General features: G+C 51.1%; 12 protein-coding genes. 9 read left to right on the top strand and 3 right to left on the bottom strand.

Annotated elements, in window-relative coordinates; translation table 11 throughout:
- Nucleotides 1–609: 609 nt before the first annotated feature.
- The 5 genes from EBAPG3_RS10845 (at nucleotide 610) to EBAPG3_RS10815 (ending at nucleotide 7,453) form a co-directional block, all read left to right on the top strand.
- Complete coding sequence (locus tag EBAPG3_RS10845; protein ID WP_004181272.1) at nucleotides 610–960, top strand: exosortase system-associated protein, TIGR04073 family; 351 nt, start codon at nucleotides 610–612, stop codon at nucleotides 958–960.
- 1,927 nt (nucleotides 961–2,887) lie between these two features.
- Nucleotides 2,888–4,675, top strand: coding sequence for an ABC1 kinase family protein (locus EBAPG3_RS10830; RefSeq protein ID WP_004181275.1), 1,788 nt, complete (start codon nucleotides 2,888–2,890; stop codon nucleotides 4,673–4,675).
- A 73-nt stretch (nucleotides 4,676–4,748) separates the two neighbouring features.
- Entirely contained in the window at nucleotides 4,749–5,426 is a 678-nt protein-coding gene (locus EBAPG3_RS10825; RefSeq protein WP_004181276.1) for an HNH endonuclease, read from the top strand.
- Between the two features lie 48 nt (nucleotides 5,427–5,474).
- Nucleotides 5,475–6,818: an N-succinylarginine dihydrolase gene (gene astB, locus EBAPG3_RS10820; RefSeq protein ID WP_004181277.1), complete on the top strand. Its 1,344-nt coding sequence runs from the start codon at nucleotides 5,475–5,477 to the stop codon at nucleotides 6,816–6,818.
- Nucleotides 6,819–7,132: 314 nt separating this feature from the next.
- Nucleotides 7,133–7,453 carry a hypothetical protein gene (locus EBAPG3_RS10815; protein WP_004181278.1) on the top strand — a complete coding sequence of 107 codons (321 nt, stop codon included), beginning with the start codon at nucleotides 7,133–7,135 and terminating at the stop codon, nucleotides 7,451–7,453.
- A gap of 183 nt (nucleotides 7,454–7,636) precedes the next feature.
- Here EBAPG3_RS10815 and EBAPG3_RS10810 read toward each other — a convergent pair whose 3' ends face one another.
- Complete coding sequence (locus EBAPG3_RS10810; protein WP_004181280.1) at nucleotides 7,637–7,972, bottom strand: YegP family protein; 336 nt, start codon at nucleotides 7,970–7,972, stop codon at nucleotides 7,637–7,639.
- 273 nt (nucleotides 7,973–8,245) lie between these two features.
- On the opposite strand from EBAPG3_RS10810, the gene EBAPG3_RS10805 reads away from it, so the two are divergent.
- The 4 genes from EBAPG3_RS10805 to EBAPG3_RS10790 all read left to right on the top strand — a co-directional run bounded on the left by EBAPG3_RS10805 (nucleotide 8,246) and on the right by EBAPG3_RS10790 (nucleotide 10,977).
- On the top strand, nucleotides 8,246–8,623 hold the full coding sequence (locus EBAPG3_RS10805) for a VOC family protein (RefSeq protein ID WP_004181282.1): 378 nt from the start codon (nucleotides 8,246–8,248) through the stop codon (nucleotides 8,621–8,623).
- Nucleotides 8,624–8,972: 349 nt separating this feature from the next.
- The gene (locus EBAPG3_RS10800; RefSeq protein ID WP_004181284.1) at nucleotides 8,973–9,227 is read left to right on the top strand and encodes a hypothetical protein; all 255 of its coding nucleotides are present in this window, start codon (nucleotides 8,973–8,975) and stop codon (nucleotides 9,225–9,227) included.
- 347 nt (nucleotides 9,228–9,574) lie between these two features.
- A complete protein-coding gene (locus tag EBAPG3_RS10795) occupies nucleotides 9,575–10,120 on the top strand; it encodes an NlpC/P60 family protein (RefSeq protein WP_004181293.1) in 546 nt (181 codons plus the stop codon).
- A gap of 443 nt (nucleotides 10,121–10,563) precedes the next feature.
- The gene (locus EBAPG3_RS10790) at nucleotides 10,564–10,977 is read left to right on the top strand and encodes a hypothetical protein (protein WP_004181295.1); all 414 of its coding nucleotides are present in this window, start codon (nucleotides 10,564–10,566) and stop codon (nucleotides 10,975–10,977) included.
- 67 nt (nucleotides 10,978–11,044) lie between these two features.
- On the opposite strand, the gene EBAPG3_RS10785 is transcribed toward EBAPG3_RS10790, so the two are convergent.
- Together EBAPG3_RS10785 and msrB are read right to left on the bottom strand one after the other, a co-directional pair.
- Nucleotides 11,045–11,506: a universal stress protein gene (locus tag EBAPG3_RS10785; protein ID WP_004181298.1), complete on the bottom strand. Its 462-nt coding sequence runs from the start codon at nucleotides 11,504–11,506 to the stop codon at nucleotides 11,045–11,047.
- A 228-nt stretch (nucleotides 11,507–11,734) separates the two neighbouring features.
- Complete coding sequence (msrB, locus tag EBAPG3_RS10780) at nucleotides 11,735–12,922, bottom strand: peptide-methionine (R)-S-oxide reductase MsrB (RefSeq protein ID WP_237089671.1); 1,188 nt, start codon at nucleotides 12,920–12,922, stop codon at nucleotides 11,735–11,737.
- Nucleotides 12,923–13,026 lie beyond the last annotated feature (104 nt).

The raw sequence follows: 13,026 nt of genomic DNA, 5'->3' as shown, positions 1-13,026 counted from the left end.
CCTAGAAGTGAAAATCTGCTACCTTTTGATGGTCCCGAGATTGTAAATGCTGACCAAGGCAGTCAGTTCCCTGCGCATGAGTTCGTACAAGCCGTCAAGAGTCGGGCGGCCGCAGCCTCAGCATGGATGGGCGCGGAGCCTGGAAATACAGCGTGTTCATCGATTGTCTGTGGAAATCGGTGAAAAAACAAGCAGGTATATTTGCAATCTATGATTTTTGTCACCGAAGCCTGAAAGTCAGTCATGCAATACAGGAACTGGTACAACCGGTCCAGGCCATATTCGAGCTTTGCCAGGAAAACACTTGATTAACTTATGCCGTGATGCTGCCGACGGTTGAATTGGCCGCGTGAAAATCAGCAGAGATTCCACTAAAATACTCAGGTCGTTGTTCAAACAATCGGGCCCAGATAGCATTTGCCGCTTCGTGAGAGCGATATTAGACTCAACTTTCCCACAGAACGCTGACGATCCTGATCATATTGAGCTAAGATACTTTTCTACCGTCAAATAAAACAGGATATTATTAAGTTTGCGGTAGCCAGCATCTCCAATAATAATGTGAAAACGCGTGCAAATTTTTATTTAATTCCTTTTATGGAGCTACTAATGAAAACAACGTTCAAATCCCTGCTGGTACTATTCGCGCTATTTTTTTTATCACCGCAGGCAGCCATGGCTGAAGACTATACGGAGAAAGCAGGCCAGAAACTGACAAATGGCGTCGCTAACGCAACTACTGGTTTTCTGGAAATCCCCAAGACCATAATGGTAGACAGTCAAAGTAAGGGTCCCGTTTACGGTATGACATTCGGGCTTACCAAGGGGCTCTGGAATGCAGTTTTTCGTACAGGACTCGGCATTTTTGATGCGGCAACATTTATAATTCCCACCAAGAAACTAGTCAGCCCTGAAGTCATTTGGGAGGATTTTAATAAGCAAACCACCTTCAATATCTAACTATTTAGTCCCGCTGGGCGCTGGTATGAATATTGCCAGCGTTGGAGAAAGTGAAATAGCGCAAATAGACGCATGTGACGGTTGTCCGCACGGGACCGAACACAAGCAGCATATTGTGGTGTTTCGGCGTTTTATACTTGGTGCCGCTTGATGGCTGCCTGTTTTATCCGCTGCAGGCCAGCATTCCGCATCTGGCACACTGAAGCTTGCATCGTTTCGTGCAACGGCATGGCAATCAGGCCTGAGGATGCCGAGTACGTCAAGTCAGAAATATGAGCATTTACGCTACGTTAGCACGTTCCGCAATGTGTGTAATCTGGAAATTTACACACTTGGAAATGGCGGGGATTTGAACGAATCCCCTTGGGGGCGCTACGAAATCTTCATTTGGCGGATTATCCGCCATGGGCCACAAACATGGCTTTTACATCGCTTTCCGAATGCTTATTTCAGAACCCGCTATTTGGCGGGTTTTTTGTTTCTAGCCCATCGAGTTGACATTGGTTTGTATCGTCCAAAGTTGAATCGGCACAAGGGGAACGAAGAGCTATTCCGAGACACGGTCCTGTACAGGATGCCCAGTAAACTTTGGATTCAGGAAAACCGGATAGCTGTTCCTCATACACGTAAAAATTGTACCGGCCCGTCTGGATAGTTTGCGAAAGCGTAATCCACACGCTCGACATGGCCGTCCTGGTCTCGCATATAGATGAATATCAATGAGAAAAGTCTATATCCATGTTTTGGGTACAGGTTTTCTGATTTGAATATTGCGGGGGACAGGCCAAAGTTTTCCAGATTCATGTTGACGTACACTCTTTAGCAATCGGAATCCATTCGAGCTCGCACTGGCACCCTAACGAACTGGTGTAACAATTTGCGAGGATCATGAGCGAAGATTATCTAACTGAACAGGAAGGTGATGCCATGGACAACATGATTTATTGGGGCGTCTTTATTCTGATTCTTCTGGCTGGTTCGGGAGCTTTGGTAACCTGATCTTGCTATTGCCGCGTATCGTAGACCGCCATTAGGACATTGCGGCGCCACGCCACAGGTCTATCAATTTTCTTGGCAGTCCGCCGAGAAAGCCCATCAGCCATGCGGGACTGTAACCGCTCACCCTCAGTTGGCCAGAAAAGAAATTTTGACGGTGAGCGGTACAAACAATTAATACCTGTTATTGGCGGTTTATACAGAGACCAATGCAATTGACCCCGTCTTTAGTGGGGTCGCAGGTGTCCGTGGTATCATCCACGCAGATCATTCCACCAGGGCACACAATTCCACTAGGTCCGCCACAGGGCTGTTTTACCTTACTTGCGGGTGCGCCAGCCACACAGATGCCCATGCAATTGATGCCATCCTTGGTGGGGTCGCACTTGTCGGATGGATCATCAATACACTTCATGCCGCCAGGACAGGTTATTGCACTAGGTCCCGCGCAAGGTTGTTTTGGGACTTTGGCTGACTTTGATTGCGAGGCCGGGACGTCCCCGCCAGACATGCTGGCCTGGGCATGCACACCTCCGCTTAAACCGAAGATTAAAGCAATCAGTGCGACAAGTTGCGCCGTTATATTTAACGTCGAATAAAGCTTCACGATTACCTCCGATTGGAAAAAACGAAAAAAGAGTAAAGTAACGACTTCATTCTTCGCGAATGAGCTCATCATTCTTGAGCCGCACTATACTAGTGAATAAACTTGTCTGGTTCTGTGCGGTTACCCACTTTGGCGGCTGCTCATGAAAAAATGGCCGTTTATTCAGGGATCTTACGGTTGTTCAGAGTCTGAGTTTTTTTATGGGTTTTGCAATAGGATATAAGGCTCACAACAGCTATCATATGATTTCCAATTATCATATTAGATGAGTTTTTCCATGAGCCTTTCCAGCCGGTCGGTTCACGGTTCTACGGAGGATGCCTGATGCTTTGGCAGGCACTTGTGGCGGCCCGCGATCTTGGACGCTTGCATGAGATCGCATCAATCCTGATTCGTTATGGTTTTGGCGATATGGTGCGCCGGATGGGACTTGCCAATGCGCTGGAGCGGGCTGGGCGGGTATTGCACTGGCATGAGGCTGGAGAATTGGCTCACCTAGCGCCTCACGCGAGGGTGCGGCGAGCACTGGAGGAGATGGGACCTACTTTCGTCAAGCTCGGCCAAATTCTGGCTACCCGTGTCGATCTCTTCGAGCCCGAGTGGATTGCTGAATTCAGCAAGCTGCAGGACAGCACGCCTGCTTCTCCCTATCCCGAGGTTCATAAGCAATTAATCGAGGATCTCGGCGCGCCGCCCGAGGAAATATTCGCTGCATTTGATTCCCAGCCACTGGCAACGGGGTCCATCGCGCAGGTGCACCGCGCCCGCCTGGACGATGGCGGCGAGGTGGTGGTAAAAGTACGCCGGCCCGGAATCCGGTCAATCATCGAGGCGGATCTGCGCTGGCTCTCAAGGCTGGCGGAAATCATCGAAACGGGAAATTCGGAACTGCGCCATTTCCACTGGGAGGAGGTCGTCAGGCAGTTTACACAATCCCTTCGGCGGGAGCTGGATTTTGGCGCTGAGTGCCGTAATGCCGAGCGCATTGCGGCGAATTTCTCTGGATATTCCGGCCCCGATTCCCTGCGTGATCCGACTGCCCACAGCGATAACGCCGCGGCAACGGCCGAGCCCGGCTCCATGCCCCCGCTCATCGTCATTCCTCGTGTCTATTGGCAATGGACAGGCGAGCGGGTATGCGTGCAGGAATATATCGGCGGCATTCCCGGCCGCAATCTCGCCGCTGCCGATCATGCCGGTCTTGATCGCAAGGTCCTTGCACGCCGTGGTGTGCATGCGGTGATAAAGATGATTGTCGAGGACGGTTTGTTCCACGCCGACCCGCATCCCGGCAACATATTTTATCTGCCTGGTAATCGCATCGCTTTTATCGATTTCGGCATGGTCGGGCGGTTGAGCGAAGAACGCCGCGACCAATTGGCCCGCCTCCTGCTGGGATTGGTTCAGCATGAATCCATGCATGTCGCCAATGTACTGCTCGATTGGACAGGCAGTAGTGCGATGGATAGCGACATCAATGAGGATGCGTTGACCAGCGAGATCGAGACATTTGTCGATCAATATTTCGGCGTGCCGTTGAAGCAGCTAAAGTTAGGCAATATGCTTTCCGATCTGGTGACTATCTTGCGCGGGCATCGACTTTCCCTGCCACCCGATTTGGCATTGTTCGTCAAGGCTTTCATTACGCTGGAGGGCATGGGGCGCGAGCTCGATCCGGACCTGGATCTGGCCGGGGAGGTTCTGCCATTGCTGCGGGATGAGCTGGCTGCCCGTTACGCGCCCTTGTCCGTGGTCAAACGAGGCTGGCGCGCGGCCTCTGATATAGCAGCCCTTATCGCTGACCTGCCTCGTGATCTTATACGGTTGCTGCGCGCCGCCCGGCGTGGCAAACTGGATATTCACATTGAGGTCGCACATCTCAAACATGTGGGTGACCAACTGGATGGCGCTGCCAACCGCATGGTCATCGGTATCGTTGTCGCGGCGATCATAGTGGCTTCGTCCATTGTAATGACCGTGTCCGGCGGTCCCACCTTGCTGGGGCTGCCTCTTTTCGGGCTGCTCGGTTTTCTGTGCGCGACAATCGGGGGGATATGGCTGTTGCTTTCCATTTCGCGCAGCAACAAGGCTGACCGGGACAGAAAATCTTAACCGTGACTTTTTTTGAAAAATATAGGGCAACCCATTCCGAACGAATGGCTTAATTATGTTAACGGATATCAGGATGAATGATGAGTGGAACGACGAAGAACTGAAAGCTTCCGTGGAAGCCTACGTCGAGATGCAACGCGACGAGCGTTTAGGTCAGCCTTTTATAAAGAAACATTACTATAAACGGCTCGCGCAGACGTTCGGCCGCAGTGAAAAGGCATATGAATACCGGATGCAAAACATTTCGTATGTGCTGGCGCTCATGGGACGCAGCTGGGTGACGGGTCTCAAACCCGCACGAAATATTGATGCTGCCGTTGCGGCAAGGATCGAAAAATTTCTGTGGGAAGCCCAGCGACAAAAGGCGATGCCTGTTGCTGCATTCAAGATCGCGGTAAGGGACGAGATGAAGCAAAAAAATCCTGCTACTCCACATGGCAGCACCAGCCCGAAATCCCGGCGCGTGACGGTGACGCAATTTCGACGAAATGCGCCCGTGAAAGCATGGGTATTGCAGCAGGCGGGAGGGGTTTGCGAGTGCTGCGAGAAGGCCGCGCCTTTCAAGAATGTGGATGGGCTGCCCCATCTTGAATTGCATTACATGCGGCAACTGGCCGATGGGGGCCAGGACATCATATCCAATGCCGTGGCGCTTTGTCCCAATTGTCATCGCGAGATCCATTACGGGGCCAATGCCCATGCGCTGGTGGCCTGGTTATACGATAACGTTGCCAGACTCATTCCCGAATAGCGGGTATGCGCATGATCGATCAAGCATTTTAAGACGCCTGGTGCCCACGTGAACGCATTTGAAGTTAATTTTGATGGCCTGGTGGGTCCCACGCATAATTACGGCGGACTGGCGGTGGGAAATGTCGCGGCGGCGGAGAATGCGCTGACCAGCTCCAACCCCAGGGAAGCAGCGCTCCAGGGTCTGGCGAAAATGAAACGTCTTTTCGATCTGGGTATCAGGCAAGGCGTGCTGCCCCCCCAAAACCGACCGGCTGCTGATATGCTCAGGAAGTTGGGTTTTGCCGGCGATGATTTATCCGTTATCAGCCAAGCTGCCGCGGCTGCGCCCATATTGCTGCGCGCCTGTTATTCCGCGTCAAGCATGTGGGTCGCGAATGCCGCCACGGTTTCGCCGGGCGCAGATACAGATGATGCAAAAGTGCATCTCACCCCAGCCAATCTGCCCTCTCAATTCCATAGAAGTATTGAGCCACCCGCCACGTCGGCGATTCTCAGGAAGATTTTCAGCGAAGAGCGCTATTTCCAGCATCATGACCCGCTCCCGGCGGGTCTTTATTTTGCCGATGAAGGCGCGGCGAATCATATGCGCCTATGTTCGGATCATGCTGACACCGGTCTTGAGATTTTCGTGTTTGGCCGGTCCGCCGATCAGGCCGCACCCAAACCGTTGAAATTTCCTGCCCGCCAATCGCTGGAAGCATGCGAGGCAATTGCTCGCCTCCATAAGATCAAGGCCGGGAAAAAACTGTTTATTCAGCAGAGTCCGGCCGCTATCGACGCCGGTGCGTTTCACAATGACGTGCTTGCTGTAAGTAACTGCAACGTTCTGCTCTATCACGAGGCGGCATTTGATGATTGGTGGGAAATCGAAGAAAAAATAGCAGCAGCATGTGATTACCCGATCCAATTCATAAGAGCCGCTGAATCCGAGATTCCTATCGCTGACGCAATCAACACCTACCTGTTTAATAGCCAGCTGATAAGCCTTCCCGGCGGGGAAATGATAGTGCTGGCGCCTGTTGAATGCGAGGACTGCGATTCGGCGCGAACTTTTCTCGAGCGTATCGTCCAGGACACAACTAACCCCATTACGCGTATAGAGTATGTAAATTTGCGCCAAAGCATGAAAAATGGCGGTGGCCCGGCTTGTCTGCGGCTGCGTGTTGTACTTGCCAAGGGGGAATTCGAGGCTGTCGCCAGAATGAGCCGCGTTATTCTGGATCAGCCTCTTCACGATGAGCTCAAGGCGTGGATCGAGAAAAACTATCGTGAATGCATCTTGCCGCCGGATCTGGCGGATCCGTTATTGTTGCGAGAGAGCCGCACCGCGCTGGATGAGCTCACCACTATCCTTTCGCTGGGATCGATTTACGACTTTCAGGAGGCATAGCGTAAACCCGGTCTCGTGGCGGTGGTTTGAAAATCCGCCACTCGAAGTCATTATTTCTAACCTTGAATCCGGATCCCTCAGCATTAGCGTGGGTCGGCGGTTATTTGGCATCGGGAACTCTTCCGCTAGATTATAGTCACATTAAATGTAGGGTAATTGGGGTAATTGTACTGAAGTCCGATAGAAAATGGTGTCGAAACGAGTAGGATGTAATCAGGCATTGTACGCTTGAGCCTGACGGCAGGTATCTCTGTCAGAGGTTTGTTTTAGCTGGGCTGAGATAAATATGCAGCCTTTTACCTAAGGAGAATAGTATGCGTACTACAATCGTAATCATTGCGCTGATAGGTTTGACGTCGTTGGTGATGGATACGGTGCAAGAAGGCGGAACAGGACCTAACCATGCCTTGGTGTCAAATCACGCATCCTTTCAGGATTTCACTGGGGCATCAGTCGCGCTGGATACGGATGTCGCGGAAAAGAAAAACCAGGATCAAGGCCCTGTGCATCTTATGGAGGTAAAAGGAGTCTCTGAACTGGGAACCCTCGTGCTTATTGGCGTTGCGCTGGCCGGTCTTATCGGAGCGCCGCAGCGCAAAACCCAGAAATCTCGCGCTCGCCGCGGCATCACCTGAAACCGGAATTCAATTCATTCCCGTTTAAATTAAACCCGCTTCAAGCGGGTTTTTTGATGCCTTCAAATCATGAAACATTCAAATCGGCGGACTTCGTCAGAATAAGTTATGCCGTCCCGCCCTTGGCCAGCCTTAATACGGAAAGCAAACAAAAAGGGCTTCCTGATGGAAGCCCTATCCAGGTTAGTCTGTAGTGTCGTTTATCAAAGCATCAGGGGCATTTTTCTTAACCGACTCTATGCCGTTATCCCGAGCGGATTCTGATTCATAAGACTCGCTCGTGCCGATGATCTGATGATTGCCTGATTTAAGATTGAACCTGAATTTACCGCTTTCGGTTGTTTTACGCTCATAGCGCGCATCGTCAGGGGCATTTTTCCTGACAGACGCTATGCCGTTGGTACAGCCGGATTTAGCCTTATAACCCTCGCTTGCAAGAATAGACTGGCCATTGCTTGCTTTTAATCTGAATCTGAACTCACCCGCTTTATCTTTATAAATCTCGAATTTCCCAGCCATTTTGAAATCCCCCTCTTATTGTTATAAAGCCTGAAAAAAACTATATCGTTCTTAATTACTTGATTTTACGGAGTAATCTTCTGACTCTCGAGTTGCGTTTAAATAGTCATAAGACAGAAGAATCAACCCAGAGCGAATGGCTATGGTTGACGTTCCTATTATGTGCCAGAGATCATGATCTGAAAAGCAAATTTGCCATCGAGCGTTGAAATGTCGAAGCAGGTTCCCTATGATTGCGGGTAAGGCAGCTTTCTCGTCAATGGAGAAGAAAATATGGCTATTACGCTAAATCACACTATTGTGCCTTCACACGACAAGGTGGAGTCCGCCAGGTTCTATTCGCGGGTATTCGGTTTCGATTACATAGGTGAGTTTCATCATTTTGTTGTGGTGAAAGTAAATGATACGCTTTCTCTGGATTTTGATAATAAGGCGAATTATGAACCTCATCACTATGCGTTTAAAGTACCCGAGGAAGAGTTCGATGGAATATTCGAGCACCTGAAAGCGGAGAATATTCCCTATGGCAGTGGTCCCTTCGAACCGGAAAATATGAGCATCAATCACAACGATGGCGGGCGTGGCGTTTATTTCCGCGATCCCGGCGGGCATCTTCTGGAAATGCTGACGGTTGATTACAAGATGTCGTGAGTTCATCCCGACGGAGTCTCCGCTCAACATGCGGCAAAAGGATCGCAAATAGCGAATAGCAGGGGCTTCAGCAAGGAAATCCAGCAGTCTTTCGCGCGATTCCCCGATAAGGCAACAGCGTCATCGTTCCCCTGCCGGTCCTCTCCGTAATTCAGCCTGCTGTTCCTTTCATTGAGACAATCCGTCCCTCGTATAACCATTTACAAATAATGGTTATTATGCTATAAAAAAACGGCAGCCGGTGGATTGTTTTCCTGTAGCTGGGCGCTGCAAGCATCATGAATCGCTGTCCAGCCATGGATCACGCTGGTTGTGCGTAAAACCCGTTTTTCGCACGAAGGAGGTTCATATGAAAACCGTACACTCATTATTGTTTTTCTTGCTGATTACCGTGGGTTTCTCTTCTTCAGCCGCATGGGCGGGGGAACCCAATCCAGAGGCTATTGGAAATGAGCCGTCCAAGATGAAAAAAGTTGATAAGACTGGTAGCTCGAAAACAATGCCCGGCCGCGATTGTCCTCCGGAAATGACTCATGAAAAAGATGCGCAGCCTGCTGGAGCCCGGCATCGGGGAGCCCAGCATACGGGGGTGCTAAAAGAATGACACAGGAGTCATCGATTATCGTGGTTAATAACTGATTCTATTCGTGGCGCCCCGTACCGGCACGCACGCGGTATCGGGGCGCTGTTTCTGCTGCACTATTTTGTTCATGTGGTCTGTGGGGCAGCGCGTATTGCTCCGGGACGACGTCATTCATCGTAATGGCGCGGTGGCAAACGAAACTGTCTATTGCTGAGTTTACGCATAATCCTATAGAATTCGCCAGGTGCCTGGATATTTCTCCGGGCCGGTCCTGAGTTATTGTGATTGAGCGGGCCGCCTGACTATCCTGACGTCATAATACTTCATGGCGGGGTGGTCAATCGGGAGATATTACTGGAAGAATCGTTATGCCGCAGAATCACTTTATTCTCTATAAGAAATCGCTGCTTGCGATGAATAGATTGCGGTGGCTGGCGAGCGTCCTCATCATCACCGCTCTCGCCGGTTGCAGTAGCGTTCCGGAAAGGGAAGCGCCCAAGGCTGTCTACGTAACCGGTGCAAAGTCTGATCTGGATAATACTGCGCTGGTGAAGGAAAGCCTTTATGCGCAGTACAGTCAATGGAAAAATACAAAATACCAGCTTGGTGGTTTGAGTAAAAATGGCATCGATTGCTCCGGCCTCGTTCATGTCACCTTCAAGACAAGACTGGGTATCGTGCTGCCGAGATCGACGGAATTTCAGTCTGAGCTGGGGCAGGACGTTGACAAAAGTCAGCTCAGGGCAGGTGATCTGGTATTTTTCAAGACCGGTATAGTGGTCCGGCACGTGGGCGTCTATCTGGAGGAAGGCAGGTTTCTGCATGCCTCGACAAAGCAGGGCGTTACTATTTCCCGTTTGAGCGAGACCTATTGGAAGTCTGCCTACTGGAAGGCGAAGCGGCTGGATATTTGAGAACCTGGTTTAACCTTCCCGGTTCATAAAAGGGCATTATCTCAGACGGCACCGTGTGGCGCTCTGATGGATCACCCGGCTTGAATACCTTCCATTCCCTGCAGGGAGCGTATCTTTTCCAGGTAAAGTAGCCAGATCGCGACCCGCTCATTAAATCTGATTTTGAATTCCTGCCTCCCACGTTCAGTTGCGCTATTTTATGCGCCATCGCACGCTGTGCAATTGACGGGAATTATGACACTTCTACTTCAGCGGGTTTGATTGATTTTTATAACAATATGTTTTTAAATTATTAAATAGGACTTTTAGATTATGGCATGCAAGTTGCTTCAGATTTAAGGATATAATATGGTTTAATCCTGGCTCGGCCCATACGGGTCCGTGCCGGTAACCGTGCCGATGAACCGGGTGCCAATTAAACCGGATTATGGCGGAGAATATCCATGCAGATGCGACAAGTCGTTACCATGACCGGGATGTGTTTCCTTACGCTTACGGGATGCAAAAACATACCTCCTTCAATCCCGGTGCCCCAAATCTCAGCGCCTCCGTTAAAGACAACAGTGGGAGAGATCGCCAAAAAGGCCGCGAAAGAGTATTCGATCTGTGTCTGGTCGAACGCTGAAAAAATGAGAGCGGGTTCGCCCGATGCCCGCCTGGTCGTGGATACAGCGGAGGATTCATGCAAAAAGAATGTTCAGCGGCTCCAGCTGGCATTGGTCGCTGAAAAGACAGACCCGGTTTTCGCGCAATCCTATGTGGACACAATAGTGAAAAATGCAAAAACCGAAGCGATGGTGCTCGTCCTCACCGGCAATGCGAAGGATGCAAAAGACAGGGATATCAAGCAGCAATAGGTAAACTTACCCTGGCAGAGCCGTTGCGGCTGCACGGCCCGATTTTCATGTTAATCCTTGCTTCTCGTCAGGAAGGCTGGCGTGGCTTGACAGTGAGGACCGGGCAGGCGGCATGCCTGACCACATATTCCGCGATACTCCCCAAAGTTAAATGATTCCAACCGGTGTAGCCATGCGTACCAAGAATGAGCAGATCGGCACGGTGTTCGGCGGCGATCCGGACAATTTCTTTACCCGTCGGGCCTTCGGCAAAGATAGTTTCGGCTTGCATGTCCAGCGACTCGGCCAGGGCTTCAAGGGATTCTTTTCCTGCCTGCCGGGTTTTATCGAGGCTGGCATCCACCCATTGTTCGAATCCAGGCGTGAAGTAGTAGGGTGAGGGAACCATCCACCCGCTCGGTTCAAACACATGCAGAACCTTCAGCTCTGCCTGGAGTGACTTAGCCATCCACACGGCATAGCGAATGGCATCTTGAGAAGCCTCTGAAAAATCGGTCGCCAGAATGATTTTCCGGATGAGTGGTTCCATGCGTGCGCTCCTTATTCAACAAGAATCATCGGGTTTCCGTGAGGCTGAAAATAATAGGCGGCTCAATTCCGTCAGAGACTGCTGACTCCCGGCTTGAGTCCATGGGGATGGATGAGCGAAAGCGCCCCCATCATCGGGCTGTTTCTGCACTTCCAAAAACTGCAATCAATCGTGCCGGATTCGGATTCTGACCGGTACCCATCCCCAGAAAACTGCAACATGCCACAGTTATTTCTTGTCGGGCACAAATTTCAAGACATTTCCATTGATGCAATAGCGTTTGAAGGTGGGAGCGGGCCCATCGTTAAACACGTGCCCAAGGTGAATGCCGGAGCTCGCGCTGCGCACTTCGACCCGCCTCATCCCATGCGTCTTATCTTCATGCTCGGTAACGGCCCCTTCAATTGGATCGAAAAAGCTGGGCCAGCCTGTTCCGCTGTCGAATTTGGCATTGCTGAGAAAAAGGGTTGCACCCGTGATGGGGTCAACAAATTTTCCGGGACGTTTTTCATCCAGGTTAGTGGCGGTAAAGGGAGGCTCGGTGCCTTGCTGGAAGGCAATTTTTTGCTGTTCAGGGGATAACAGCTGAAAACCCAGCCATTTCCAGAAATTGGCTTTCTCACCATTGTAGCCGGTGTAACGGGTCACCTCCCTGCCATCTCTGAACAGCACAATGGTGGGTGCGGCGAACAAGGGTTTCTCCAATTCCCAGCCAGCGGGCGGATTGACGTTCATGGTCGCGACGATGGGAACTTCGGCTTGCCAGTGGTTCAGTATGTCTTGGTCGAAGAGCCTGCAAAACTCGCAATTCTCAGCTTCGAACACGATGAGTTGCTGCGCGAGATTCAGATTGCCGCTATCCAGGGGTGTACGGGACTTGAGGGAGCTGCCCGCAGCATCGGCTGGAACGTCGCTCTGCGCAACGTTCTCAGCCGGTTTGGGGTATTTTACGCCGGTACCGCCCAGGCCGCAGTAACCACCGGGATTTTTCTTCAGATAGTTCTGATGATATTCCTCGGCCGCGATATAGTTTTTCACCGGCAGAATTTCGGTGGTTATCCAGCCAATACCCGCAGCATCGAGCGCTGCCTGGTATGCCGCTTGGGTAGCCAGCGCCGTGGTTCTCTGGGCGATATCATGATAATAAATCGCGCTGCGGTAATTGCTGCCAATATCATTGCCCTGACGATCGCCCTGGGTGGGGTCATGGCTTTCCCAGAATTTGCCTAAAATCGTTTCCAGCGTTGCTTTGGCAGGATCGAAAGTCACTTTGACGACTTCCGCATGATTACGTGCGGTTGCTTTACCGGTACGAAGCGCCCTTTCGTGATCAAGGACGTCCTGGTAGCCCGCGCCGGGTAGATCGCCCCCTGCATAGCCGCTTTCCACATCCACGACCCCGGGAATTTCTCCCATGCGCTTTTCAGCGCCCCAAAAGCAACCCATGCCCAGGACAATGAAATCCGTTTTCAAATCTGTTTTTTGAGTGGGTGTCACGGTTCTCTACATCGCATAGGCCG

The organism is Nitrosospira lacus (assembly GCF_000355765.4).
GTDB lineage: Bacteria > Pseudomonadota > Gammaproteobacteria > Burkholderiales > Nitrosomonadaceae > Nitrosospira > Nitrosospira lacus.
The sequence above is the reverse complement of the archived record's forward strand: the minus strand, read 5'-3'. Positions and strand labels throughout refer to the sequence as shown.